Genomic DNA, 25,228 nt, shown 5'->3' with positions numbered 1-25,228 from the left:
TCCGTTATTTTTTGATACGAATAACCGGCGTTTCGCCAACGGTTACCTGACCGGAAAGCTTGGTCAGATCTTTGATCTCATCCATATTCGAGATCACAACCGGTGTCAGCGTGGATTTCGCTTTCTCTTCCAGCAGCGGCAGATCGAACTCGATCACAACGTCGCCTTTTTTCACTTTCTGACCTTCTTCGGCGATACGTTTGAAGCCTTCACCTTTCAGCTCTACCGTATCGATACCGAAGTGGACAAACAGCTCAATGCCGTTGTCTGATTCAATGGAAAACGCGTGGTTAGTTTCGAAAATCTTGCCGATAGTACCATCAACCGGTGCAACCATTTTGTTGCCAGTCGGTTTGATTGCGATACCATCGCCCACGATTTTCTCAGCAAACACGACATCAGGTACGTCTTCAATATTGACAATTTCGCCTGACAGAGGCGCAACGATATCGATAGTCCCTGACGCGCTCTCTGATTTTTCGCCAAAAAGTTTAGAAAACAAACCCATGATCTTCTCCTAAGCAGTATTTTGGGGCCAGCATCACGTGGATCAGCAGAGCGTTTTTTCTTTAATGAACTTGTTGACCAGATTCATCAAATCTTCCGCTGTGGGTTGAGCCAGAGCCTGCTCTGCCAGAGCCTTAGCATCTTCGTAATTGGTATTACGAATGATTTTCTTGATGCTCGGGATCGAAATGGCACTCATGCTGAATTCGTCCAGCCCCATTCCCAGTAACAGTAGTGTAGCACGTTCATCACCCGCCAGCTCACCACACATGCCGGTCCATTTCCCTTCGGCATGTGATGCGTCGATCACTTGCTTAATGAGGCCAAGTACAGATGGCGTCATTGGGTTATAGAGGTGTGAAATCAAATCATTACCACGATCGACCGCCAGAGTATACTGCGTCAGGTCATTTGTCCCAATACTAAAGAAGTCGACTTCTTTCGCCAGATGACGGGCGATAACGGCTGAAGCCGGGGTTTCCACCATGATGCCCACTTCAATGGACTCATCAAAGGCTTTGCCCTCTTCACGCAGCTGCGCTTTCAGGGTCTCCAGCTCCGCTTTCAGGAAGCGTACTTCTTCCACCGAAATAATCATCGGGAACATGATACGCAGCTTGCCAAAAGAGGAGGCGCGCAGAATGGCGCGCAGCTGGGCATGCAGGATCTCTTTACGATCCATTGCGATACGAATTGCACGCCAGCCGAGGAACGGGTTCTCTTCTTTCGGGAGGTTCATGTAAGGCAGATCTTTATCGCCGCCGATATCCATCGTGCGCACGATAACCGCCTGAGAACCTACGGCCTCTGCGACGGCTTTATAGGCCTGGAACTGCTCCTCTTCTGAAGGCAGCGAATCACGGTCCATAAACAGGAATTCGGTACGATAGAGGCCCACGCCTTCTGCACCATTACGCTCTGCACCCGCCACGTCGCGAACGGTACCGATGTTGGCGCAGACTTCAACCTGATGACCATCCAGCGTAATGGCAGGCAGATCTTTCAGCTTGGCCAGCTCATGTTTCTCAGAAAGGTACTGAGTCTGAATCGCTTTCAGCTCTTCCTGTTCCGCTTCAGTTGGATTGACATAAATTTTATTGTTTACGCCATCCAGAATCAGAAAATCACCGTTTTTAACGGTGGTAGTCACGCTACCGGTGCCGACAATCGCAGGCAGTTCCAGCGAGCGCGCCATGATTGAGGTGTGCGAGGTGCGTCCACCCAGATCGGTGATAAAGCCCAGCACCTTTTTCAGGTTAAGCTGCGCAGTCTCTGATGGAGTCAGATCTTTTGCGACCAGAATCGCTTCTTCAGCAATAGAGCCGAGATCGACCATATGCAGGCCAAGAATGTTCTGCAGCAGGCGCTTACCGATATCACGTACGTCAGCTGCGCGCTCTTTCAGATACTCATCATCGAGCTCTTCCAGCGCTTTAGCCTGGCCTTCAACCACAGAGTGAGCCGCAGCGTCAGCGGTGACATGATCTTTTTTAATCAGGTCAATGATTTCCTGCTCAAGCTCTTCGTCTTCCAGCAGCATGATGTGACCTTCAAAGATCGCCGCTTTCTCTTCACCGAAGGTTTCACCGGCTTTGACGCAGATCGCCTGAAGCTGTTCTGCTGCTTTGCTACGTCCATCAAGGAAGCGCTGAACTTCCTGATCAACCTGGTCGTCTGTAATCTTTTTACGGTTGATGACGATCTCATCTTCTTTCAGCAGCAGTGCTTTGCCGAAAGCGATACCCGGTGATGCTAAAATGCCTGAAATCATAACCCTACCTTTTTATCACGATGGCTCGTTGACCCGATGCATTGCCATTGTCGTGGAGCAGTACTCTAGTGAAGCGATATCGCGGACAGGTTGTCCGCGATCAAGATAGTTGCACTCAATGGGGCAAAGGAGTCGATTTGGTGGTGACCGCGCGAAGTTACTCGAGCTCGGCCATCAGCTTAACCAGATGTTCAACTGCCTGCTGCTCATCTTCACCTTCAGCAGAGAGCGTGACTACGGTTCCCTGGGTCAGACCCAGCGTCTGCAGCTTAAACAGGCTTTTTGCGCTGGCAGATTTGCCGTTGGAAGTCACAGTGATTTCTGACTGGAACGCCTTAGCTTCTTTGACGAACTGTGCAGCAGGACGCGTGTGCAGACCGTTTGGTGCGGTAATGGTAACTTCTTGCTGGAACATGCTATTTCCCCAACTTTTTCAGGTTTGGTGTTATGGATCTAAAGTCTAGCCTGGAGCCGTAACTTTAGCCTGTGTAGGTACGCTGGTATGGCATCATGCTGACCAGAAAAGGACGCTCTGATGAATAAGCCATTTTTGCAATGACGGATCAACAACTGCGTTTGTTCGTCACCGGGTTAATTATGCCGTGATTCGCCATTTCGCCAAATCAGTAAATCGATTCAGCTTGATCCACTTCAAGGGCAGATTAATTTCAGGCACCGAAATAATTGGCAGCTTAAATACCAGAGCGGCATCACTGAAATCAATCTGCCCGGTGATGAAAGTGAGATCTGCGCCACAAAAAAGCACCCGGAGGGGTGCTTTTTTCGACACTTTAAGACTTTGACGATTACTGCTGCAGCTCTTTTTCCGTGAACAGATCGGCAAAGAGTGCGGTGCTGAGATAGCGTTCGCCGGAAGAGGGCAGGATCACTACAATATTCTTGTTTGCGAAGGCTTCATCTTCCTGCAGCTTCAGCGCAGCAGCCACCGCCGCACCCGATGAGATGCCGGCAAGAATACCTTCTTCTTCCATCAGCTGACGCGCCGTGCTGATCGCTTCATCGTTGGTGATGGCAATAACCCGATCGACCAGCTGCAGATCAAGGTTACCGGGAATGAAGCCTGCGCCGATGCCCTGAATTTTATGCGGACCCGGTTTGATCTCTTCACCCGCCATCGCCTGTGCGATAACCGGCGAGTCGGTAGGTTCTACCGCCACGGTAATTAGCTCTTTTTTGCCTTTGGTATTCTTGATATAGCGACTTACGCCGGTCAGGGTGCCGCCGGTTCCTACACCGGCAATAAAGACATCAACTTCGCCATCGGTGTCTTCCCAGATTTCCGGCCCGGTGGTTTTTTCATGAATCTCCGGGTTAGCCGGGTTGCTGAACTGCTGCAGCAGAACATACTTATCCGGATCGCTGGCAACAATCTCTTCCGCTTTGGCGATGGCGCCTTTCATGCCTTTTGGCCCTTCGGTCAGCACCAGATTGGCACCCAGCGCTTTCAGCAGCTTACGACGCTCAATTGACATCGTCTCTGGCATGGTCAGCGTTAGCTTGTAGCCGCGTGCAGCGGCGACGTATGCCAGGGCGATACCCGTGTTACCGCTGGTCGGCTCAACCAGTTCTACGCCAGGCTTCAGAATTCCGCGTTTTTCTGCATCCCAAATCATATTGGCACCGATACGGCACTTGATGCTGAAGCTCGGGTTACGCGACTCGACCTTCGCCAGAATACGTCCGTTACCGATGCGGTTCAGTCGAACCAGCGGCGTATGACCAATTGTCAGCGAGTTGTCTTCGTAGATCTTACTCATTGCCCGTCCTTAACTGTATGAAATATTGGGAACCCTTTGAGGATACCTGTTCTGTCTCCGCGCGGAAGGAAAGAAATAGTATATCTATATAGCCCCTGACCATAAGCCGTGCGGAAAAATGCATAAGCCTGGATCGCTGCGGTTAATGACGAGCTAAATCAGCACGATAGCGATCGACCCACATCGCGGTCGCCCCGCATACGGCCACCGGCATAATCACCAGATTCAGAATGGGTATCATGGTAAACAGGCTGACCATCGCGCCAAACTGCATATTGGCGACTTTATGCCGCCGCAGGGCAGTGCGCATATGCGGAAAGCTGACCTTATGGTTGTCAAACGGATAGTCGCAGTACTGGACAGAAAGCATCCATGCGCTGAACAGAAACCACAATACCGGCGCCACTATCTGACCAAAGCCAGGGATAAAATAGAGCAGCAGCAGGCCCAGCGCACGCGGCAGGTAGTAACCCAGCTTCTGCAGTTCACGTTTCATAATGCGCGGCAGATCTTTAAGCAGGCCCATCCAGCCACTGTCAGGCAGCGGCCTGCCGGTGAGTTGTCCCTCCAGCTGTTCAGCCAGCAGGCCGCAAAAGGGAGCGGCAATCAGGTTGGCGAGCGTGGAAAAAAAATAGCCAAACACCAGCACGATTGAAATCACTGAGAGCGGCCAGATGAGATAGCTCAGCCACTGCAGCCAGTCGGGCACGTGTGAAAGCAGCTGAGGGATCCACTCTCCCAGCCGCCGGAACAGCCAGTAAAACGCGCCGCCGAGCAGCAGCACATTCACCAGCAGCGGCACAATGACATAGCGGCGGATCCCCCGCATATGCACCAGGTTCCAGCCGCGGGCAAAGTAGTGAAGACCATTAAATGATGAGACTGAATTCTCTGCGGGCATAACAAGCCTTTCTCCTGTAAGTAGCGGCATCAACATCATACCCTGGCTTTTCCCGGTGAGCTGGCCTGCTTTGTGCGAAAAAACAGCGAAAAAGCGTCGGCTGGCTATCTTATTTGTCAGAAAATAGTGCGCAGACTTGCACTTGTGTAGCAGGGCAAATACAGTTAGAGGATAAAGTTTGCCGTGGTGGCAAGGTATTGGAACAACAGAGAATACAATGATGCAGGATTTGCGTCTGATATTAATCGTTGTTGGCGCGATCGCCATAATAGCGCTGCTTCTTCACGGACTGTGGACCAGTCGTAAAGAGCGTTCGTCCGTATTTCGCGATCGCCCGCACAAACGTCTCAAACAGCGCGATGACGCGGATGACGATCTGCTGAGTGATGAAGAGGATGGCGTCGGTGAAGTGCGCGTCCATCGTCAGCATGACGACAGTAATGAACCTGTGTTCACCGCGCCGCCAGCCAAACCGGCCGCGCCGCGAGCGCCGGAGCCGGCACGCCAGCCTTTCACACAGCATGAAACCCCGCTGACGGGCGATCCGCTGCTGGACAGCAAGCCTGCGCCTGCGCCTGCGCACTCCGCGCCGCAGCAGCCTGTTTCTCCGCCGCCTGTGCAGCAGCCTGCTGCGCCGCAGCCGGTTGCGAAACCGCAGCCTGCACCGGTACAGGCCGATCCGCTGCTGGATAACGAACCTCTTCCAGCGGCACAGCCCGCTCCGGAATTCAGCGCTGCACCTGAGCCTGAAGCCATACCTGAGCGTGAAGCGACGCCAGCCCCGCAGGAACCGCAGCCTGCAGCGCCTGGCAGTAAAAAAGAGACGGTACTGGTTCTGCACGTTGCCGCTCATGCAGGCGGTGCGCTCAACGGTGAAGCGCTGCTGCAGGGCGTGTTACAGGCGGGTTTCCAGTTTGGCGAGATGAACATTTTTCACCGCCATCTGAGTCCGGCCGGCAGCGGCCCTGTTCTGTTCAGTCTTGCTAACATGGTGAAGCCGGGTTCCTTCAACCCTGACACCATGGGCGACTTCACGACACCTGGCGTCTCGATGTTTATGATGGTGCCATCCTACGGCGACGCGCATCAGAACTTTAAGCTGATGCTGCAGTCAGCCCAGCGTATTGCCGATGACGTCGGCGGCGTGGTGCTGGATGACGAGCGTCGCATGATGACGCCGCAGAAGCTTGAGACTTACAAAGCCCGCATTCGCGAGGTGGTTGGCGGCTAACCGCTACGGCAGTATTACATGTTTGCGCCCGCCATTTGCAGCGTGAAACAGAGTCACTCTCAACCCCCGCCAGCCGGGGGTTTTTTATCGGATAAACACTATGAAATCAGTTCAGGAGCAGATCGCAGCGCTCAGTACCACGCTGCGTCATCATGAGTATCTCTACCACGTGATGGATGCGCCGGAAGTCCCGGATGCTGAATATGACCGGCTGATGAATCAGCTGCGCGAGCTGGAGCGTGCGCATCCCGATCTGATTACCCCCGACTCACCTACGCAGCGGGTCGGCGCGGCGCCGCTGACCGCTTTTGAGCAGGTGCGGCATGAAGTGCCGATGCTGTCGCTGGATAACACCTTTGATGAGGCAGGGTTCCGCGCCTTTAACAAACGCGTACAGGATCGGCTTAAGAGCAGCGATGAGCTGACCTACTGCTGTGAACTCAAACTTGATGGTCTGGCGGTCAGCCTGCTGTATGAAAACGGCTTACTGGTGCGGGCCGCTACCCGCGGCGACGGCACAACCGGCGAAAATATCACCGCTAACGTGCGCACCGTCCGGGCGATCCCGCTGCGGCTGCGGGGCGATAATATCCCGGCGCGGCTGGAAGTGCGCGGTGAAGTGTTTATGACTGAAAGCGGGTTTGAAAAGCTCAATGAGGAAGCGCGGCGTACCGGTGGCAAAGTCTTTGCGAATCCGCGCAATGCGGCAGCCGGCTCACTGCGTCAGCTCGATCCCCGCATCACCGCCAGACGCCCGCTAACCTTCTTCTGCTACGGCTTTGGCCTGCTGGAGGGCGGCGAGATCCCGGCCAGCCACTGGGAACGCCTGCAGCAGTTTAAAGCCTGGGGTTTACCGGTCAGTGAGCGGATCAAACGGGTTCATACCGCTGATGAAGCGCTGGCGTTTTATCATCATATTGAGCAGGAGCGGCCTAAACTCGGGTTTGATATCGACGGCGTGGTAATCAAAGTCGATTCACAGGCGCTGCAGGAGCGGCTCGGTTTTGTGGCGCGCGCGCCGCGCTGGGCGATCGCCTTCAAATTCCCGGCACAGGAGCAGCTGACCGTGGTGCGCGACGTTGAGTTTCAGGTCGGACGCACCGGGGCCATTACGCCAGTAGCGCGTCTCGAACCCGTGCAGGTCGCAGGCGTCATGGTAAGTAATGCCACTCTGCATAACGCCGATGAGATCGCCCGTCTCGGCCTGCGCATCGGCGACCGGGTAGCGATTCGCCGCGCTGGCGACGTGATCCCGCAGGTGGTCAGCGTGGTAGAGTCTGACCGGCCGGCTGACGCGCGTGAAATTGTGTTTCCGCAGCACTGCCCGGTGTGTGGCTCTGACGTGGAGCGGGTAGAGGGTGAAGCGGTAACGCGCTGTACCGGAGGGCTGATCTGCGGTGCCCAGCGTAAAGAGGCGCTTAAGCATTTTGTCTCGCGTCGCGCCATGGATGTGGATGGCATGGGAGATAAAATCATCGATCAGCTGGTTGAGAAAGAGTATGTGAAAACGCCAGCCGATCTGTTTCGCCTGACGGCCGGTAAACTGACCGGACTGGATCGCATGGGGCCGAAATCGGCACAAAACGTGGTGGCCGCACTCGAAAAAGCTAAACTGACGACGCTGCCGCGGTTCCTGTATGCGCTGGGGATCCGCGAGGTGGGTGAAGCCACGGCAGCTAACCTCGCCCGTCACTTTGGCGAGCTGGAGCGGGTGATGAATGCCGATCTCGATGCGCTGATTGCCGTGCCGGATGTGGGTAAGGTTGTTGCCGCTCACGTCCGCAATTTTATGGAAGAAGAGAGCAACCGTGAGGTGATCCGCGAGCTGACAGAAGAGATCGGCATTCACTGGCCTGCCGTCGCGGTGATCAAAGCAGAAGAGATCGACAGTCCCTTTGCCGGTAAAACGGTGGTGCTTACCGGCTCTCTGTCGCAGATGAATCGCGATGATGCGAAAGCGCGTCTTGCCGCGCTGGGCGCCAAAGTCAGCGGCAGCGTATCAAAGAAAACCGATCTGCTGATCGCCGGCGAAGCGGCGGGCTCCAAGCTGGCGAAGGCCCAGGAGCTGGGTATTCCGGTTATTGACGAAGCGGAGATGATCCGCCTGCTGGACGCATAATATGGAGAAACAGCAGCTGCTGGCTATCGCCAGCACGGTGATGCCGTTTGGTAAATATCAGGGCCGGCTGCTGATCGATCTGCCGGAAGAGTACCTGCTCTGGTTTGCGCGCAAAAATGCGTTTCCGGCGGGTACGCTGGGTGAGCTGATGCAGCTGACGCTGGCGATTAAAATTGAGGGGCTGCAGGGGCTGATCGCACCGCTCAGGCGCCCCCCGCAATAAAAAAGCCCGCTTGCGCGGGCCGTTTTTTATGACTTCTGTACCTCTGGCTGCTGCGCCAGCCGCTTTTCATTACCTGCTTTATAGCGCTGAGCAATGAACGAGCAGATCATCAGCTGTACCTGATGAAAGATCATCAGCGGCAGCACAATAATGCCTACCGCACTGGCCGGGAAAAGAATATTAGCCATCGGCACGCCGTTCGCCAGGCTCTTTTTCGAACCGCAGAACAGCACCACAATCTCATCAGCCCGGCTGAAACCAAACAGCCGTGAGGCACCAATATTGATTGCCAGCGCAATCAGCAGCAGCAGCAGGCTGCCTGCCAGAATCCACAGCAGGGTATCGACGCCAACGCGATGCCAGATGCCATTTACCACCGCTTCACTAAAGGCTGAATAGACAACCAGCAGAATCGAGGTTTGATCGGTTTTGCCAATCAGGCTGCGATGCTTTTCCACCCAGCCGCCGATCCAGCGGCGGGAGAGATGACCGACAACAAACGGCACCAGCAGCTGCATCACAATCTTACCAATCTGCTCCAGGCCGTTACCCGGCGCCGCACTGTGTACGTTCATTACCAGATTGACCAGCAGAGGGGAAATAAACACGCCCAGCAGGCTGGAGGCGGACGCAGCGCAGACCGCCGCCGCAACATTCCCGCCTGCCATAGAGGTAAAGGCGATAGAGGATTGTACGGTGGCAGGCAGAATGCAGAGGTAGAGGAAGCCGGTATAGATTTCAGGCCCGACGTTAACCGGGTGCCACCAGACCAGCAGCAGCCCGAGCGCCGGAAAAATCACAAACGTGCTGCACATAATCCACAGATGCAGACGCCAGTGGCTGCTGCCGGCAATAATCTTCTCGCGCGACAGTTTGGCACCGTGCATAAAGAAGAGCAGGGCGATAGCGGCAGTGGTGAGGTATTCAAAAAAGTCGACAAAACCGCCGCGTGCCGGCAGAAAGCTGGCCAGCAGTACGGTAATGATGAGTTTGATCATCATTGGATCGAGTCGTAAAAAGCCCATTGTTAACGTCCGGTTAAAAGAAAAAGTCTGGCAGAGATTGTGCGCTAAGCGCGTTTAGAAATAAAATTGATTTATTGCATTAATCTATGAGCAGAATCGATGAATTATACGTTACGCCAGCTGCGTACTTTTGTTGCTGTTGCCCGACAGGGAAGCTTTAGCCAGGCGGGGCAGCTGATAGGGTTAAGCCAGTCGGCGGTAAGCCATAGCGTGAAAGAGCTGGAGGCGGAAATAGGCGTGCGCCTGCTGGACCGCACGACGCGTGAAGTATTACTCACCGGGGCAGGGCAGCAGCTGGCAACCCGGCTGACGCGCCTGCTGGAAGAGCTGAATACCACGCTGCTGGATGTGCGCAGTTACGGCGAGCAGCGCAGCGGGACGGTACGGGTTGCGGCCAGTCAGACGCCCTCTGCGCATCTGATGCCGCAATGTCTGGCCAGCACGCAGCAGCACTATCCCGATATCCGCGTGATCCTGCACGACAGGGTGCAGCAGGCCGTGTTGCACAGCGTGCGTAATGCGGAAGTTGATTTCGGGATTGTGATTGGCCCGCTGGGTGACGCAGAGTTTGACGCCGAAGAGATCCTGCAGGAGCCTTTCCTGCTGCTCTGTCACCAGAATGATGCGCTGGCACAAACCGAGAGCGTTACCTGGGCGATGCTGACAGATCGCAATATGGTACTGCAGGACTACGCCTCAGGCAGCCGGATGCTGGTGGACGCGATACTGCAGCAGCTCGCTGTCAGTGTGAATGTGGTACAGGAGATTGGTCATCCGGCCACCCTCTATCCGATGGTAGAAGCGGGCATCGGCATCAGCATTTTGCCGGCGCTGGCGCTGCCGCTGCCTTCGGGACGTAAGCTGGTGGTACGCCGGCTTTATCCGGAGATGAACCGCAGTCTGATGCTGATCAAACGTAAAAACCGTTCGCTTACGCCCGCTGCGGAGGCGGTCTGGCAGGAAGTGCGTCAGCAGGCTGAGCTGCTGACGCAGACTCGCTCACTCTATCCGGCGTTTTAGATATAGACGTCGAGCTGGTTGTCTGGCGTTGGCCGGTTAATGCCATCCGCCCGGGCGCTCACCGGCTGTTCAGTCTGCTGCTGCTGTTCTGCCTTTTCCGCTTCGCGCTGCTGAATCTGAGCAATCTGTGCATAGAGCATCTGGATCTGGCTCTCCAGCATCTGCTGCTGTTCTGATTTTTGCTCCTGCGTCAGCGTATGATTGTCCGCCAGAGATTTGAGCTGGCTGGTAATAGCGGCGATCTGTTTATTAATAGCGGCAATCTCAGAGGCTGCCCCGCCTCCGCTGCTGCCCCCGGCCCCGATAGTGCTGATACCTGATATTGTCGTCATCATTTTCTCCTTGCCATAAACTCTGAAGGTTATCGGCAGCAGAAGTAAAGGCTTCAGGCGTGCAACCTGGAATGTTGAGGGCCGCGCTGATTTCAGGGCCGCATAAATGCGACCCCTACAGGTGCGAGCAGAGCGGCTTATTTGTAGGGGCGGCATTAATGCCGCCCAAAAGAAACAAAAAAAGCGCCCATAGGGCGCTTTTTTCTGAATTTGGTGGGTCGTGCAGGATTCGAACCTGCGACCAATTGATTAAAAGTCAACTGCTCTACCAACTGAGCTAACGACCCGAAGTGGTGGGTGATGACGGGTTCGAACCGCCGACCCCCTCCTTGTAAGGGAGATGCTCTACCAACTGAGCTAATCACCCACTTCGGTACTTCTTTAACAGGCTGTCTGGCTAAGATATGGTGGGTGATGACGGGTTCGAACCGCCGACCCCCTCCTTGTAAGGGAGATGCTCTACCAACTGAGCTAATCACCCATATCTTATCTCTTACTACCTGTTCACTGCGGGCCACCTTAAGAGTGGTGGGTGATGACGGGTTCGAACCGCCGACCCCCTCCTTGTAAGGGAGATGCTCTACCAACTGAGCTAATCACCCCCGCTGTGTGGAGTCGCATTATAGGGATCCTTCGAAGTGAGTCAACGCTTTTTAAAATTAAAATGTTTGTTCGCTTTAAAAATAGTCATCCTGAAGGGGTTTTAGCCAATGTGCTGGTTTTATTAGCAGAAAAAGCCGTTTGCGCTACGGCAGCGGCGGTGAGAGTGATTGAGGAATCATCTCCACCTGCTAGAATGTGCGCACTGTTTTTTCGCGTTAACCCGTTTTTTTGTCATCCAGACAAGAAAACCTGCGCATCTAAGGCAATGCTGAATGAAAATTAAAACCCGCTTCGCCCCCAGCCCGACCGGCTATCTGCACGTTGGAGGCGCCCGCACCGCGCTTTACTCCTGGCTTTTTGCACGTCATTACGAAGGCGAGTTTGTCCTGCGTATTGAGGACACTGACCTGGAGCGCTCCACGCCGGAAGCGATCGAAGCCATTATGGATGGTATGAACTGGCTGAGCCTTGACTGGGATGAAGGTCCTTACTATCAGACCAAACGTTTTGACCGCTATAACGACGTCATTGATGAGATGCTGGAAGCGGGCACCGCCTACAGGTGCTACTGCTCCCGCGAGCGTCTTGATGCACTGCGTGAAGAGCAGATGGCTAACGGTGAAAAGCCACGCTATGACGGTCGCTGCCGCGACAGCCATGAACATCACGCTGCTGATGAGCCGTGCGTGGTCCGTTTCCGTAATCCGCAGGATGGCTCTGTCATCTTTGACGATCAGATCCGCGGCCCGATTGAATTCAGCAATCAGGAGCTGGACGACCTGATCATTCGTCGTACCGATGGTTCACCGACCTACAACTTCTGCGTAGTGGTGGATGACTGGGACATGGGGATCACGCACGTTATCCGTGGTGAAGATCACATCAATAACACACCGCGTCAGATCAACATTCTGAAAGCGATTGGCGCGCAGGTTCCTGTCTATGCGCACGTCTCCATGATCCTCGGTGATGATGGTAAAAAACTCTCCAAGCGTCACGGCGCGGTAGGCGTGATGCAGTATCGCGACGATGGCTATCTGCCGGAGGCGCTGCTTAATTATCTGGTTCGTCTGGGCTGGTCTCATGGCGATCAGGAGATCTTCAGCATTCCTGAGATGAAATCGCTGTTTACGCTGGATGCGGTCAGCAAATCAGCCAGCGCTTTCAACACTGAAAAACTGCAGTGGCTGAATCACCACTATATTACTACGCTGCCGCCAGAGTATGTGGCGACGCATCTGCAGTGGCACATTGAACAGCAGCAGATCGATACCCGCACCGGGCCTGAACTGGCAAAACTGGTGACGCTGCTGGGCGACCGCTGCAAAACGCTGGTGGAGATTGCCGCTTCCTGCCGCTACTTCTATGAAGAGTTTGACGCCTTTGATGCGGATGCCGCGAAGAAGCATCTGCGTCCGGTTGCGCGTCAGCCGCTGGAGCGGGTGCGTGACAAGCTGGCTGCACTGAGCGACAGCGACTGGAATGCAGAGCAGATTCACCATGCGATTCAGAGCGCGGCGGATGAACTTGAGCTGGGTATGGGGAAAGTGGGCATGCCGCTGCGTGTTGCCGTTACCGGAGCAGGGCAGTCGCCGGCGCTGGATGTGACCGTGGAAGCGATTGGCCGCAGCCGCAGCGTTGCGCGGATTGATAAAGCGCTGGCATTCATTGCTGAGCGCGAAGCTAACGCCTGATAGCTTATCGCTCTCGCACGCCGCGGGAGCGTTATCAGGTACAACAAAAAAGCCGGAAGCAATTGCCTCCGGCTTTTTTATGCATCCTGAATACCCAGCCTTTCCAGAACACCGCGGATCCCTTCACGCAGTAACAGGGCGGCGAGCTGGTCCTGTTCTGTCTGCGTCATTTGCTGGACAGAATTTATTAATAACGCAGGTAACGTATTCTGCTGAGCGGCGTAATTCGCTGCCGGTTCACTCGCGTGGCGGGTGGACTGAATAAAGCTTTTCACCCGCTCATCGATATGGATCAAACGCGCTTTGCCGCCCTGTACGCCGGGCTTAGGCGTGGTGGTCCAGTTTTCGCGTTTGATCCATTTGTTCACCGTCTGCCGACTGTAGCCCGTTTCAAGCGCGAGCTCTTCGGGGGTTAGCCATTCCTTTTTCACGATGCTGTCCCTGTTGAATACATTAGCTCTACATATTACAACAAAACGTTACTGGGAAAAGTAATCCGGACAGAAAATGCTTTTTACGACCAATAAAAGACATTAATAGGTTACGAGGCTTCGCGAGCAACTGCCTGTTCAGGGCGGAACGCCAGGAAATAGGTCAGACCGACGAAGATAGCTCCCCCTACGGCGTTGCCAAGGAACACGGCAATTACGTTAGGCGCAAACTCGGCCCAGCTCATCTGACCCGCAAAGATAGCCGCCGGCACAATAAACATGTTCGCCACGACGTGCTGGAAACCAATGGCCACGAACGCCATCACCGGGAACCACATCCCCATGATTTTGCCCACCATATCTTTACTGGCAAACGCCAGCCATACCGCCAGGCAGACCAGCCAGTTACAGCCCACGCCAGAGATAAAGGCATGCAGGAAATCGGCGCTGACTTTAGCGTGCGCAATCGCAACGGTTTTTTTCAGGTAGTCACCTTCCGTCATGCCCAGCATATGCCCAAAGAACCAGGCGACGGCGACGCTACCAATAAAGTTCGCAACCGTAACCCAGAACCAGTTACGCAGGACGCTCAAAGCGCTGATACGGCGGGCAAACCACGCCACCGGCAGCGTCATCATATTGCCCGTCAGCAGCTCACCGCCAGCCAGCACGGTCAGAATCAGACCGACCGGGAATACGGCAGCGCCCAGAAAGCTTGAGAATGAGCCCCATTCAGCAGGCAGCTGGTTAATGACGTGCAGATCAAGCAGGAAGCCGGTAGCGATAAAGGCACCAGCCATAAAGCCAAGGATTAATAAGGTTGAAACGGGCAGGCGGCTTTTAGCCACGCCAGCCTGAATCGCCAGCTGGGCGATCTCTTTAGGAGTATGTAGTGACATAATTCTCTTTTTCTTTTATTAAACAAAGGGATGATTTTACCGGTTATTAAGGAGCTAACCCTGGCAGGTCAACCGGTTAATTAGCGTGCGAAGTTTTACACGGACCATTAACGAAAACAAGCCTGGCGCTAACATCTTTAACCTGAATTTAACCCGCCAGCGCGCTGCTTTTTGGCCACCATCAGCAGCAGGAGGAGCATAAGTGGCGAAAAAAAGGTCACTACAACACGGGTTTGCCGTCTTTTTCAGCGATTGCACACAGAACGAGAATTTGCCGTTGACACACTCAGAGCGGTTTCATATTATGCCGTCCGTCGGGTCTGCCCGGCAGTTTTTTCGGTACGGGGCTATAGCTCAGCTGGGAGAGCGCTTGCATGGCATGCAAGAGGTCAGCGGTTCGATCCCGCTTAGCTCCACCAAACCGCTCCCAACGGTTTGAACCGAAAGAATGATTCCAGATGTGGGGGTATAGCTCAGCTGGGAGAGCGCTTGCATGGCATGCAAGAGGTCAGCGGTTCGATCCCGCTTATCTCCACCAAATCTTCGTTGTTGCTCTGAATATCTTCCCGTTACTGCGATAAATCTCTTCCTGAATGACCTTTTCTGTCAGTTCTGCTCCCTGCAACGCACGCTTTATAGCGGCAGCTATTCCGTTGATGAAAATCAGTGATGTGCAGAAAGCGCAGAGAAAAGCGGGAAGCGTGGTGCTGAAGGCGTAACGGCTGAGCAGGAGAGCAGGGCGAGCCGAAGCCCGCCCTGATAATCAGAAAGCGAGTACCAGACCGGCAATGGCAGCTGAGAGCACGCTGACCAGCGTTGAACCGTAGAGCAGTTTCAGGCCAAAGCGTGATACCACGTTGCCCTGTTCTTCATGCAGTCCTTTAATCGCGCCAGCCACAATCCCGATGGATGAAAAGTTAGCGAACGATACCAGGAACACCGAAAGAATGCCCTCTGCGTTAGGTGACAGCTGGCCTGCAACTTTCTGCAGATCCATCATCGCCACAAATTCGTTAGAGACCAGTTTGGTGGCCATGATACTGCCTACCTGCAGCGCTTCATGAGCCGGAACACCCATCACCCAGGCAAACGGATAGAATACATAGCCCAGCACGCCCTGGAAGCTGATACCAAAAATCAGGTCAAACAGCGCATTCAGACCGGAGATCAGGGCAATAAAGCCAATCAGCATAGCCGCAACGATAATCGCCACTTTAAATCCGGCAAGAATATATTCACCCAGCATCTCAAAGAAGCTCTGACCTTTATGCAGATCCTGCAGCTGCAGATCTTCTTCATTCTCTACGCGGTAAGGGTTGATCAGCGACAGAACGATAAAGGTACTGAACATATTCAGCACCAGTGCGGCAACCACATACTTTGGCTGCAGCATGGTCATGTAGGCGCCAACAATGGACATCGATACGGTCGACATAGCGGTGGCCGCCATGGTGTACATACGACGCTGCGACATTTTGCCGAGAATATCTTTATACGCGATGAAGTTTTCTGACTGTCCCAGAATCAGAGAACTGACGGCGTTAAAAGACTCCAGCTTGCCCATGCCGTTCACTTTTGACAGCACGGTTCCGATACCGCGGATGATCCACGGCAGAATGCGGAAATGCTGCAAAATACCGATCAGCGCAGAAATAAAGACGATAGGGCATAAAACATTAAGGAAGAAGAAGGCGAGTCCCTTTTCGTTCATGCCGCCAAACACAAAATTGGTGCCTTCACCTGCATATTTTAGCAGGTAATCAAACATGCTGGCAAAGCCCTTAACAAAGCCCAGTCCCGCCTCAGAGGTCAGGAAAAACCACGCCAGCAGGAGTTCAATCACTAAAAGCTGTGCGATATAGCGAAAGCGAATACTTTTACGGTCGTGACTGACCAGCAGGGCCAGCACGCCGACGACCACCAGTGCTAAAAGGAAATGCAAAATATGGGACATATCGGCTCCAAATTTGAGGAGGGTTGTATTTTGCTGCGTATTCTATGTAACACGTTACTTAAAAACGAGATCAAACCCGCATTATAAGTATTCAGTATCGCAATTTTTTGCGGATAACTCTGCCTGCTCACATCACCGTAACAAACCGCTCACACAATTTATCCACACAGAGATTGTTTATAATTTGTTCCGGGCGTAGAGTAAATCCGTTCTATGCTTTGTCAAAGGCCGATCTTTGCGTTGATGTATAGCATTGGCTATACTTTATAGCACTATCTATTACTGCGATAAATATAACCAGATTTCACTTGCCTGTAAGGCCCCTTAAACTCAGCGGGTCTACACGCGTCAGGACAGGATCACACTATGTCAGAAAGCCGCACCGCAGAGCGCGCCGCCCGCGGAGCCAGAAAACTCAAGCTCGCCCTGCTGGGGCCTGCGTTTATCGCCGCTATCGGTTATATCGATCCGGGTAACTTTGCCACCAACATTCAGGCAGGAGCCGCCTATGGCTATAAGCTGCTGTGGGTGGTGGTCTGGGCAAACGTCATGGCGATGCTGATCCAACTGATGTCAGCCAAGCTGGGGATCGCAACCGGTAAAAACCTGGCGGAGCACATACGCGACCGTTTCCCGCGTCCCGCCGTCTGGTTTTACTGGGTGCAGGCCGAAATCATCGCGATGGCGACCGACCTGGCAGAGTTTATCGGTGCCGCGCTGGGCTTTAAGCTGCTGCTTGGCATCTCACTGCTGCAGGGCGCCGTACTGACCGGCATTGCGACCTTTTTGATCCTGATGCTGCAAAGCCGCGGACAGAAACCGCTGGAGCGGGTGATTGGTGGCCTGCTGCTGTTTGTTGCCGCGGCCTATATCGTTGAGCTCTTTTTCTCCCAGCCCAGCGTCAGCCAGCTCGTTACCGGGATGGCCCTGCCTTCGTTACCGGGGTCTGACGCGGTATTTCTGGCAGCCGGTGTACTGGGTGCCACCATTATGCCGCACGTTATCTATCTGCATTCAGCACTGACCCAGCACGGTAATAAAGGCACCAAAGCCGAACGCTACTCCTCCACCAAACTGGATGTGGCGATTGCGATGACCATTGCCGGCTTCGTGAACCTGGCAATGATGGCCACGGCGGCGGCGGCGTTTCACTTCAGCGGACACACCTCCATTGTCGATCTTGACCAGGCGTATCTGACGCTGGAGCCGCTGCTCGGGCAGGCCGCAGCGATTGTATTTGGATTGAGCCTGGTGGCGGCCGGACTCTCCTCCACGGTGGTCGGCACCCTGGCAGGGCAGGTGGTGATGCAGGGCTTTATCCGGTTTCATATTCCGCTGTGGGTCCGGCGGGTGATTACCATGCTGCCCTCATTTATTGTTATCTGGGCTGGCTGGGACCCGACGCGCATTCTGGTGATGAGTCAGGTGCTGCTGAGTTTTGGTATCGCGCTGGCGCTGATCCCGCTGCTGGCGTTTACCGGGAATCGTGAGCTGATGGGGGATGAACTGGTCAACTCCCGCCTGATGCAGAACACCGGTCGCCTGATTGTGATGCTGGTCGTGGCACTGAACATCTATTTACTGGTGGGAGAAGCGCTCGGCTGGTAGCGTAAAAACCGGCGCGAAGGCGCCGGGAGAGGGTTTAGTGATGGTGGTCATGAGGATGCGGCGGGCCGCCGTGTCGCCAGTGCGCGCGACGTTCCCGTTCATGATGACGATCCTGTTCACGCCAGCGCTCCCGCTCGTGCCGGCGTCGTTCATGTTCGCGGTCGCGCTCCCACGCTTTATGACGCTTCCACTCTTCATGGCGCCACCAGCGATGTTCATTATACTGGTAGCGGTCGTTCCACCAGCGCGGTTCGCGCCAGTTCCCGCCATCCCAGTAATAGCCGCGACGGTCACGTTCTCCCAGCTGTAAACTGACGCCGGGGGCAAGATCGATGGTAGCGCTGGTAGCATGGGCTGTGTGTGGCACCAGCGGCGATAATGTTGCCAGCAAAACGGCAACGAAAAGTGCAGATTTCATGTTATCTCCTTGCGACAGCTTATCACTGCTATCGTCAGACCAGTGTGCCACATCGGACCAGCTTAGCCTTGAGAGTTAGTCTGAAAAAGTACGACGGCAGCAGAATATGCGGTTAGTTAACCGCCCCTGCTGCCGTAAAAGAGAGCGGTTACATCAGGATCCGATCGATCGCCTGCAGCTCTTCAGGAGTCAGCGCCGGCTGGCTCAGCATCGCTACCGCGTCGTCAATCTGCGCGATTTTGCTGGCGCCAATCAGCACTGAAGTGATGCGCGGATCGCGTAACACCCAGCTCAGCGCCATCTGCGCCAGCTTCTGCCCGCGCTGCTGCGCCAGCACCTGCAGCTGCCGGACTTTTTCCATTTTCTCTGCGGTAAGCTGGTCCTCATTCAGGAATTTACTGCCGCTGGCAGCACGCGAATCCTGCGGGATGCCCGCTAAATAGCGATCGGTCAGTATGCCGCCCGCCAGCGGTGAAAAGGCGATGCAGCCGGTTCCCTGTTCGCCCAGCACATCCAGCAGGCCCTGTTCCGGGCCGCGTTCAAACAGCGAATAGCGCGGCTGATGAATCAGACAGGGCGTACCGAGCTCACGCAGCAGCGCTATAGCGCGTGCGGCCTGCTCAGCCGGATAGTTAGAGAGCGCAACATAGAGCGCTTTGCCCTGACGGACGCAGTGATCGAGCGCGCGCATCGTCTCTTCCAGCGGCGTATGCGGGTCGGGACGATGGTGATAAAAAATATCCACATACTCCAGCCCCATGCGTTTCAGGCTCTGATCGAGGCTGGCGATCAGGTATTTACGCGACCCCCAGTCACCATAAGGGCCGTCCCACATGGTGTATCCCGCTTTGGTAGAGATCACCAGCTCATCGCGCAGGCCGGAGAAATCTTCCCGCAAAATACGACCGAAGTTGCTCTCTGCAGAACCGGGCGGAGGACCATAGTTATTGGCCAGATCGAAATGAGTAATGCCGCAGTTAAAGGCGTGGCGCAGCAGTTCGCGACTGGTATCGACGCGCGTCGCGTCGCCAAAGTTGTGCCAGAGCCCCAGTGAAATAGCGGGCAGTTTCAGCCCGCTCTGGCCACTGCGGCGATAGTACATCTGCTGATAACGATCGGGATGAGGAAAAAGAGGCATGGCTTAGAGTTATCCTGCAATAGAAATGAGCATTCCGGCCAGTTAGTGTATGCGTTTACACGGCGCTAAAAAGCGTGAAAGATCCCATTCTGCAGAGAGATATCACGCCGTAACGAATGCTTGCCATTCAGCCCGGCGCAATCGCGGTTAAAAAGTCGCTTCCTTTCAAAGCCATCGCTGATACTCCAGAACATTCCCCCTGGAAGGAGCATCTGATGAAGAGGTTCACCGTAAGCGACTATCTGTTACAGAGGCTGGATGAGGCGGGCATCCGTCACCTGTTTGGCGTGCCGGGCGACTACAATCTGCAGTTTCTCGATAGCGTGATCGCGCATCCGGCGATCGCCTGGGTCGGCTGTGCCAACGAGCTTAACGCCGCCTATGCCGCTGACGGCTATGGCCGCTGTCAGGGCGCGGCAGCGCTGCTGACCACCTTTGGCGTGGGTGAGCTGAGCGCGATTAACGGCATCGCCGGCAGCTATGCCGAGTATGTGCCGGTGATCCAGATTGTCGGTGCGCCAGCGCTGACGGTGCAGCAGCAGGGGGAGTGCGTGCACCATTCGCTGGGCGACGGTGATTTTCACCATTTTCTGCGCATGGCGCAGGAGGTCAACGCCGCGACAGCGGTGCTTACCGCAGAGAACGCTGCGGCGGAGATCGATCGCGTGGTAAGCACTGCCCTGCATGAGCATCGGCCGGGCTACCTGCTGCTGGCGGTGGATGTGGCCGCGGCAGCGATAACCCCGCCGTCAGCCCGCGCTGAGCCGCACAGCGAAAACGCAGATGCCGCTGCAGCCTTTGCGGCGGCGGCTGAGCGTCTGCTGGCACCGGCACAGCGCGTGGCGCTGCTGGCTGATTTTCTCGCCGCACGCTGGGGGGCTGCCGCACAGCTGGCCGGACTGCGTGAGCTGCGCGCGATCCCGTCAGCGACGCTGCTGATGGGCAAAGGCGTGCTCAATGAACAGCAGCCTGGTTTTGTCGGCACTTACGCGGCGGCGGGCAGCAGCATGGCTATCCGCAGGGCGATTGAGGAGACGGATGTGACGCTGTGCGCAGGCGTGCGCTTTACCGACACGCTGACCGCTGGCTTCACCCAGCAGCTCTCCGCTGAACGCGTTATCGATATCCAGCCGTTTCACAGCTGTGTGGCGGGCGAGCGCTTTGCGCTGCCAATGAAGGCGGCGCTGGCGGCGCTGCAGTCGGTTTATCAGCGTCACTGCCCGCGCTGGCCGACCGGAGAGAGCATGCAGTGCGAGGAAAATCATCAGATTGCTGCAGGGATAATCACTCAGCAGGCATTCTGGCAGGCAATGCAGCACTTCCTGCTGCCGGGTGATATTATCCTTGCCGATCAGGGTACGGCGGCATTTGGCGCAGCGGCCCTGCAGCTGCCGGAGGGGGCGCAGCTGCTGGTACAGCCGCTGTGGGGATCGATTGGCTATACGCTGCCGGCGGCGTTTGGTGCGCAGACGGCGCGGCCCGACAGCCGGGTGATCCTGATCATTGGCGATGGCTCAGCACAGCTGACTATTCAGGAGCTGGGCTCCATGCAGCGTGACGGCCAGCGTCCGGTGATTTTCCTGCTCAATAACGACGGCTATACCGTAGAGCGCGCCATTCACGGTCCGGAACAGCGTTATAATGACATTGCGCGCTGGAACTGGACCGCACTGCCGCAGGCGATGAGCCTGGAAGGGGCGGCGCAGAGCTGGCGGGTCAGCGAAACCGCGCAGCTGGAGGCGGCGATGGCGGTGGTCAGCAAAACCGCGCGTTTGTCGCTGATTGAAGTGGTAATGGAAAAACAGGATCTGCCGCCGCTGCTGCGCAAAGTTACCGCCGCCCTGCATCAGCGTAATAGTGGTGCAGTTTAAGAAAGTTGCCTCTATACAGATGGCCTGACAATCGCCAGGCTGTGCATCACACTGGATTAACAGCGTCCGCCTCACCGGCGGGCGTTGTTGTTTTATTGGCAGGCTTCTATAGTGTTTGCCACTATTTATGACCCAAGCGGAGCAGCAGAAGAATGACAAAATACGCCCTGGTCGGCGATGTGGGCGGTACTAACGCTCGTCTCGCGCTGTGTGAGGTAGAGACCGGCGCCATCTCACACGCCAAAACATTCTCCACATCAGACTACGACAATCTTGAAGCCGTTATCCGTTTCTATCTGGCGGAACAGCAGCAGGCAGTGACTGATGGCTGTATCGCTATCGCCTGTCCGATCACCGAAGACTGGGTCGAGATGACCAACCACGACTGGGCATTCTCAACGCGCCAGATGAAACAGAATCTGGGCTTCAGCACGCTGGAAATTATCAACGACTTCACCGCCGTCTCTATGGCGATCCCGATGCTGACGGAAAACGAAGTGATCCAGTTTGGCGGCAAAGCGCCGGTTAAAGATAAGCCGATCGCTATCTACGGTGCGGGCACCGGACTGGGCGTCAGTCATCTGGTACACGTCAATCAGCGCTGGGTCAGTCTGCCGGGTGAGGGCGGCCACGTCGATTTCGCGCCGAACAGCGAAGAGGAAGATCAGATCCTCGAAGTGCTGCGTGCAGAGATGGGCCACGTTTCTGCCGAGCGCGTGCTGTCAGGAGCCGGACTGGTCAACCTTTACCGCGCGATTGTGAAATCTGACGCGCGCGAGCCGCAAAACCTCAAGCCCAAAGATGTGACCGAGCGGGCACTGCAGGACACCTGTATCGACTGCCGTCGCGCGCTGACGCTGTTCTGCGTGATCATGGGACGCTTTGGCGGCAACCTGGCGCTGAACCTCGGCACCTTTGGTGGCGTTTATATTGCGGGCGGCATCGTGCCGCGCTTCCTCGACTTTTTCAAAGCCTCCGGTTTTCGCGCGGCGTTTGAAGACAAAGGGCGTTTCCGCGACTATCTGGTCGATATTCCGGTGTATATGATCACGCACGATCAGCCCGGCCTGCTGGGTGCCGGCGCGCATCTGCGTCAGGCGCTGGGCCGCGTGCTCTGACACAGCGGCGGACGGCGCGGGTCGTCCGCCTTACAGCCGCATCAGCTGCCGGAACGGTCTGGCTTTGCTGCGGCTTACCGGCACCTGCGCTTCCAGATCGCGCAGCTTCACCAGATAGGTATTATTAAACCACGGCTCTATCTCGCGAATTTTACTCAGGTTCACACAGTAAGAGCGATGACAGCGAAAAAACAGCGCCTCCGGCAGCCGGCTGCAGAACTCACTGATGGCCACTGACATCACGTAGGCTTCCCGCCGCGTATACACAAACGTCAGCTTCTCATGCGCTTCCACATAGTAAATATCGTTGATATCGGTAACGATGATGCGCTCATCTTTCTGCAGATTCACCGTCTGCGGCGTAACAGCCGGGCTGTTCTGCGGCGGCGGCGGCTGCGTGGTGGCCTCCAGCTTATTCAGCATGGTGATGATGCGCGCCTCATGATAGGGCTTGAGGATGTAGTCAAACGCGTCGAGTTCAAACGCCTCCACCGCATAATCTTTCCAGGCAGTGATAAAAACAATCAGGGGCTTGTGGGTAAACTGATGAATATTCTGCGCCAGCAGCATGCCATCGAGCGACGGAATATTAATATCGAGGAAAATCACGTCGACCCGGTGCGTCTGCAGATATTTCAGCACATCCAGCCCGTCATCAAAGCTTGCTTCAACCGTGATCTGACTATGCTGCTGAATCATCCAGCTGAGCTCCTGGCGCGCCAGAAATTCATCTTCCACTATTATGGCTTTCATACTGTTATTTCCGGTTGAACGCTGAGCGCGGCAGGAAGAGGCTGGCTGTTTTTCGGCAGGCTAAAGGCGATTTCCGTTCCCGGCTGGTGACGCATGATAATCAGCCCCTGGCCGGTCAGCAGTCTGACACGATGGTGAACGTTCAGCAGGCCAATTTTATTGCCCGGCATCTCATTGCGCGCAACGCGACGGATCACCTCGTCGCTGATCCCCGGTCCGGTGTCGCGTACGGCGATACGCACCCGATCGCCCAGATCTTTCACGCTGAGCGTCACCACGCCTTTGCCCCGGCATGGCTGAATGCCGTGCACAATAGCATTTTCCACCAGCGGCTGAATCAGCAGGCTGGGCAGAGTAAAGTGCAGATCGTCGTCGATATCGTAGATCATTGACAGCTTATCGCCGAAGCGCGCCTGCTCAATGGCAATATAATCTTTTACCTGCCACAGCTCTTTCTTGATATCGATCAGCTCATCCTCATTGAGTTCAAGGTTGTAGCGCAGGTAGCGCGACAGGTTGATAACCAGCTGACGGGCAGTATCGGGATTCATCCGGATTGAGGCAGAGATAGCGTTCAGGGCATTAAACAAAAAGTGAGGGTTAATTTTGCTCTGCAGGGCACGGAGTTCCGCCTTATTGGCCATTTCACGCAGCTGCTCAGCGCGCGATACCTCCAGCTGGGTCGAGATAATCTGCGACAGCCCGATAGCCATCTCTTTCAGCGAGCCGGTAATGCGATGCGCCCGGCGATAGTAAATTTTCAGCGTGCCGGTCACCTGACCCTGCTCCCAGAGCGGGATCACCAGCATCGAGTGAATATCGCGCGTGCGATGCGCTTCATCGTTGTTTTTGATGATGATTTTTCCGCTGGCAATCGCCTGTGCGGTAGTGGGGCTGATGCCATCATCGCCATTATGGTAGTTCTGTTCACCATAGCCGACATACGCCTGAATCTGCTGCGTATTGGTAATGGCAACCGCATCAGCGTGGATGTCGCGCCGGATAATATCGCACACTTCGCGCAGCGCATCGCTGTTTACCTGACGAAACAGCGGCAGCGTTTTATTCGCTATCTCCAGCGCAAGTTTGGCCTGCCGGGCGGCAATCGCCTCTTTTTCTCCCTCCACGCTCTGCACCAGCAGCACAATCAATCCGATACTGGAGGCACCCAGAATCATCGGCAGGGCGATTTCCGAGACAATCGTCAGGCCGAGCGCTGCAGGCTTTGCCCATAACAGGATCAGCAGCATAGTCAGCGCCTCGCACAGCATGCCGCCCACTATGCCGGCCCCCCAGCGCTGCTCTTTGCTGACCCGGCGATTAATTACGCCAGAGGCGATACCGGCCACAATGCTGGTGATCAGGCAGGGTACTGACGTGACGCCATCTATGTCGATCAGGAAGCGGTGCAGCCCGGCAATGACGCCGGTCGTCACGCCCACCCAGGGGCCAAACAGAATGCCGCCCGCCATCACCGCAATGACGCGGACATTCAGCAGTGAGCCATCCACCGCCACGCCGGACCAGGTGCTGAACAGCGCAAACAGCGAGAAAATCAGGGTGACGATCGCTTTCTCGCTCAGCGTGTGTTCATCTTTCTGCAGCAGCTGGCGCAATACCCGGGTGCGGGTGAGAAAAAAGAGGCAGATGAGCATCAGCGCTGCGCGATCGAATACCGCCAGCAGCATGTCAAAATGGAAGGGCACAGGCATTTCCGGGACAGAATATCGGTGGCGTCATAATAAAAAATGCGCGCGCAATGCGCCAGCATAGCGCGCCGGGTTTAACGGGCCGCATAAATGCGGCCCGTGCGGAGGCGCACAGGGGCGCCATT

At 55.4% G+C, this 25,228-nt stretch carries 24 protein-coding genes and 6 tRNA genes; 11 read left to right on the top strand and 19 right to left on the bottom strand.

The genetic code is table 11. The features are described from left to right. Positions 1 to 4: 4 nt before the first annotated feature. The 6 genes from crr to cysZ all read right to left on the bottom strand — a co-directional run bounded on the left by crr (position 5) and on the right by cysZ (position 4,957). On the bottom strand, positions 5 to 508 hold the full coding sequence (crr, locus tag C1Y41_RS08800; RefSeq protein ID WP_039379452.1) for a PTS glucose transporter subunit IIA: 504 nt from the start codon (positions 506 to 508) through the stop codon (positions 5 to 7). A gap of 42 nt (positions 509 to 550) precedes the next feature. Then, positions 551 to 2,278 carry a phosphoenolpyruvate-protein phosphotransferase PtsI gene (gene ptsI, locus C1Y41_RS08795; RefSeq protein ID WP_039379450.1) on the bottom strand — a complete coding sequence of 576 codons (1,728 nt, stop codon included), beginning with the start codon at positions 2,276 to 2,278 and terminating at the stop codon, positions 551 to 553. 157 nt (positions 2,279 to 2,435) lie between these two features. After that, entirely contained in the window at positions 2,436 to 2,693 is a 258-nt protein-coding gene (gene ptsH / locus C1Y41_RS08790; protein WP_007889063.1) for a phosphocarrier protein Hpr, read from the bottom strand. Between the two features lie 180 nt (positions 2,694 to 2,873). Then, positions 2,874 to 3,068 (bottom strand): hypothetical protein, encoded by a 195-nt coding sequence (locus C1Y41_RS08785; protein WP_039379447.1) that lies wholly within the window; start codon positions 3,066 to 3,068, stop codon positions 2,874 to 2,876. A gap of 16 nt (positions 3,069 to 3,084) precedes the next feature. Continuing rightward, complete coding sequence (cysK, locus tag C1Y41_RS08780; RefSeq protein ID WP_039379445.1) at positions 3,085 to 4,056, bottom strand: cysteine synthase A; 972 nt, start codon at positions 4,054 to 4,056, stop codon at positions 3,085 to 3,087. A gap of 142 nt (positions 4,057 to 4,198) precedes the next feature. Then, positions 4,199 to 4,957, bottom strand: a complete 759-nt coding sequence (cysZ, locus tag C1Y41_RS08775; RefSeq protein WP_039379442.1) for a sulfate transporter CysZ — start codon at positions 4,955 to 4,957, stop codon at positions 4,199 to 4,201. A 217-nt stretch (positions 4,958 to 5,174) separates the two neighbouring features. Between cysZ and zipA the strand changes: the two genes are divergently transcribed. The 3 genes from zipA to C1Y41_RS08760 all read left to right on the top strand — a co-directional run bounded on the left by zipA (position 5,175) and on the right by C1Y41_RS08760 (position 8,530). Beyond that, entirely contained in the window at positions 5,175 to 6,188 is a 1,014-nt protein-coding gene (zipA, locus tag C1Y41_RS08770; protein WP_104085259.1) for a cell division protein ZipA, read from the top strand. 100 nt (positions 6,189 to 6,288) lie between these two features. After that, entirely contained in the window at positions 6,289 to 8,307 is a 2,019-nt protein-coding gene (ligA, locus tag C1Y41_RS08765; protein ID WP_039379437.1) for an NAD-dependent DNA ligase LigA, read from the top strand. A 1-nt stretch (position 8,308) separates the two neighbouring features. Further along, a complete protein-coding gene (locus C1Y41_RS08760) occupies positions 8,309 to 8,530 on the top strand; it encodes a DUF3820 family protein (protein ID WP_071668082.1) in 222 nt (73 codons plus the stop codon). A 26-nt stretch (positions 8,531 to 8,556) separates the two neighbouring features. On the opposite strand, the gene C1Y41_RS08755 is transcribed toward C1Y41_RS08760, so the two are convergent. Further along, the gene (locus C1Y41_RS08755; RefSeq protein WP_039379433.1) at positions 8,557 to 9,555 is read right to left on the bottom strand and encodes a bile acid:sodium symporter family protein; all 999 of its coding nucleotides are present in this window, start codon (positions 9,553 to 9,555) and stop codon (positions 8,557 to 8,559) included. A 99-nt stretch (positions 9,556 to 9,654) separates the two neighbouring features. On the opposite strand from C1Y41_RS08755, the gene C1Y41_RS08750 reads away from it, so the two are divergent. After that, positions 9,655 to 10,575, top strand: coding sequence for a LysR family transcriptional regulator (locus C1Y41_RS08750; RefSeq protein ID WP_104085258.1), 921 nt, complete (start codon positions 9,655 to 9,657; stop codon positions 10,573 to 10,575). Here C1Y41_RS08750 and C1Y41_RS08745 read toward each other — a convergent pair. From C1Y41_RS08745 to C1Y41_RS08725, 5 genes are all read right to left on the bottom strand, one after another. Continuing rightward, entirely contained in the window at positions 10,572 to 10,907 is a 336-nt protein-coding gene (locus C1Y41_RS08745) for a FlxA-like family protein (protein ID WP_039379428.1), read from the bottom strand. The genes C1Y41_RS08750 and C1Y41_RS08745 overlap by 4 nt on opposite strands. A gap of 211 nt (positions 10,908 to 11,118) precedes the next feature. Then, positions 11,119 to 11,194: transfer RNA gene (locus C1Y41_RS08740), tRNA-Lys, on the bottom strand. Positions 11,195 to 11,198: 4 nt separating this feature from the next. After that, a tRNA-Val gene (locus C1Y41_RS08735) sits at positions 11,199 to 11,274 on the bottom strand. A gap of 38 nt (positions 11,275 to 11,312) precedes the next feature. Beyond that, positions 11,313 to 11,388 (bottom strand) — tRNA-Val (locus C1Y41_RS08730). A 45-nt stretch (positions 11,389 to 11,433) separates the two neighbouring features. After that, a tRNA-Val gene (locus C1Y41_RS08725) sits at positions 11,434 to 11,509 on the bottom strand. Between the two features lie 5 nt (positions 11,510 to 11,514). Here C1Y41_RS08725 and C1Y41_RS19895 point away from each other — a divergent pair. Both C1Y41_RS19895 and gltX read left to right on the top strand, forming a co-directional pair. After that, on the top strand, positions 11,515 to 11,793 hold the full coding sequence (locus C1Y41_RS19895; protein WP_146065232.1) for a hypothetical protein: 279 nt from the start codon (positions 11,515 to 11,517) through the stop codon (positions 11,791 to 11,793). Continuing rightward, positions 11,783 to 13,204, top strand: a complete 1,422-nt coding sequence (gene gltX, locus C1Y41_RS08720) for a glutamate--tRNA ligase (protein ID WP_071668079.1) — start codon at positions 11,783 to 11,785, stop codon at positions 13,202 to 13,204. The genes C1Y41_RS19895 and gltX overlap by 11 nt, the downstream gene beginning before the upstream one ends. Before the next feature lie 77 nt (positions 13,205 to 13,281). Here gltX and C1Y41_RS08715 read toward each other — a convergent pair whose 3' ends face one another. Then, positions 13,282 to 13,635: a YfeC-like transcriptional regulator gene (locus tag C1Y41_RS08715; RefSeq protein ID WP_039379424.1), complete on the bottom strand. Its 354-nt coding sequence runs from the start codon at positions 13,633 to 13,635 to the stop codon at positions 13,282 to 13,284. A 110-nt stretch (positions 13,636 to 13,745) separates the two neighbouring features. Further along, positions 13,746 to 14,534 (bottom strand): formate/nitrite transporter family protein, encoded by a 789-nt coding sequence (locus C1Y41_RS08710; protein ID WP_094111922.1) that lies wholly within the window; start codon positions 14,532 to 14,534, stop codon positions 13,746 to 13,748. Between the two features lie 343 nt (positions 14,535 to 14,877). Between C1Y41_RS08710 and C1Y41_RS08705 the strand changes: the two genes are divergently transcribed. Together C1Y41_RS08705 and C1Y41_RS08700 are read left to right on the top strand one after the other, a co-directional pair. Continuing rightward, positions 14,878 to 14,953: transfer RNA gene (locus C1Y41_RS08705), tRNA-Ala, on the top strand. Between the two features lie 43 nt (positions 14,954 to 14,996). Then, a tRNA-Ala gene (locus C1Y41_RS08700) sits at positions 14,997 to 15,072 on the top strand. 225 nt (positions 15,073 to 15,297) lie between these two features. Here the strand turns inward: C1Y41_RS08700 and C1Y41_RS08695 are convergent. Continuing rightward, entirely contained in the window at positions 15,298 to 16,488 is a 1,191-nt protein-coding gene (locus C1Y41_RS08695; RefSeq protein WP_039379419.1) for a NupC/NupG family nucleoside CNT transporter, read from the bottom strand. Between the two features lie 366 nt (positions 16,489 to 16,854). Here C1Y41_RS08695 and C1Y41_RS08690 point away from each other — a divergent pair, with 366 nt between their 5' ends. After that, positions 16,855 to 18,096, top strand: a complete 1,242-nt coding sequence (locus C1Y41_RS08690) for an Nramp family divalent metal transporter (protein WP_039379417.1) — start codon at positions 16,855 to 16,857, stop codon at positions 18,094 to 18,096. Positions 18,097 to 18,130: 34 nt separating this feature from the next. Here C1Y41_RS08690 and C1Y41_RS08685 read toward each other — a convergent pair whose 3' ends face one another. Continuing rightward, positions 18,131 to 18,514 (bottom strand): DUF2502 domain-containing protein, encoded by a 384-nt coding sequence (locus C1Y41_RS08685; RefSeq protein WP_052246436.1) that lies wholly within the window; start codon positions 18,512 to 18,514, stop codon positions 18,131 to 18,133. Between the two features lie 148 nt (positions 18,515 to 18,662). Then, positions 18,663 to 19,652, bottom strand: coding sequence for an L-glyceraldehyde 3-phosphate reductase (gene mgrA / locus C1Y41_RS08680; RefSeq protein ID WP_104085257.1), 990 nt, complete (start codon positions 19,650 to 19,652; stop codon positions 18,663 to 18,665). A 215-nt stretch (positions 19,653 to 19,867) separates the two neighbouring features. Here mgrA and C1Y41_RS08675 point away from each other — a divergent pair, with 215 nt between their 5' ends. Both C1Y41_RS08675 and glk read left to right on the top strand, forming a co-directional pair. After that, on the top strand, positions 19,868 to 21,523 hold the full coding sequence (locus C1Y41_RS08675; RefSeq protein ID WP_104085256.1) for an alpha-keto acid decarboxylase family protein: 1,656 nt from the start codon (positions 19,868 to 19,870) through the stop codon (positions 21,521 to 21,523). A gap of 152 nt (positions 21,524 to 21,675) precedes the next feature. Further along, positions 21,676 to 22,641 carry a glucokinase gene (gene glk, locus C1Y41_RS08670; protein ID WP_039379409.1) on the top strand — a complete coding sequence of 322 codons (966 nt, stop codon included), beginning with the start codon at positions 21,676 to 21,678 and terminating at the stop codon, positions 22,639 to 22,641. Positions 22,642 to 22,671: 30 nt separating this feature from the next. On the opposite strand, the gene C1Y41_RS08665 is transcribed toward glk, so the two are convergent. Then, the gene (locus tag C1Y41_RS08665; RefSeq protein ID WP_104085255.1) at positions 22,672 to 23,394 is read right to left on the bottom strand and encodes a LytTR family DNA-binding domain-containing protein; all 723 of its coding nucleotides are present in this window, start codon (positions 23,392 to 23,394) and stop codon (positions 22,672 to 22,674) included. Continuing rightward, on the bottom strand, positions 23,391 to 25,082 hold the full coding sequence (locus C1Y41_RS08660; RefSeq protein WP_039379405.1) for a sensor histidine kinase: 1,692 nt from the start codon (positions 25,080 to 25,082) through the stop codon (positions 23,391 to 23,393). The genes C1Y41_RS08665 and C1Y41_RS08660 overlap by 4 nt, the downstream gene beginning before the upstream one ends. Between the last annotated feature and the right edge of the window lie 146 nt (positions 25,083 to 25,228).

Source organism: Pantoea sp. ICBG 1758 (assembly GCF_002928325.1).
GTDB classification, from domain to species: Bacteria; Pseudomonadota; Gammaproteobacteria; order Enterobacterales; family Enterobacteriaceae; genus Pantoea; species Pantoea eucrina.
This window is presented reverse-complemented; position numbering and strand designations above follow the sequence as displayed.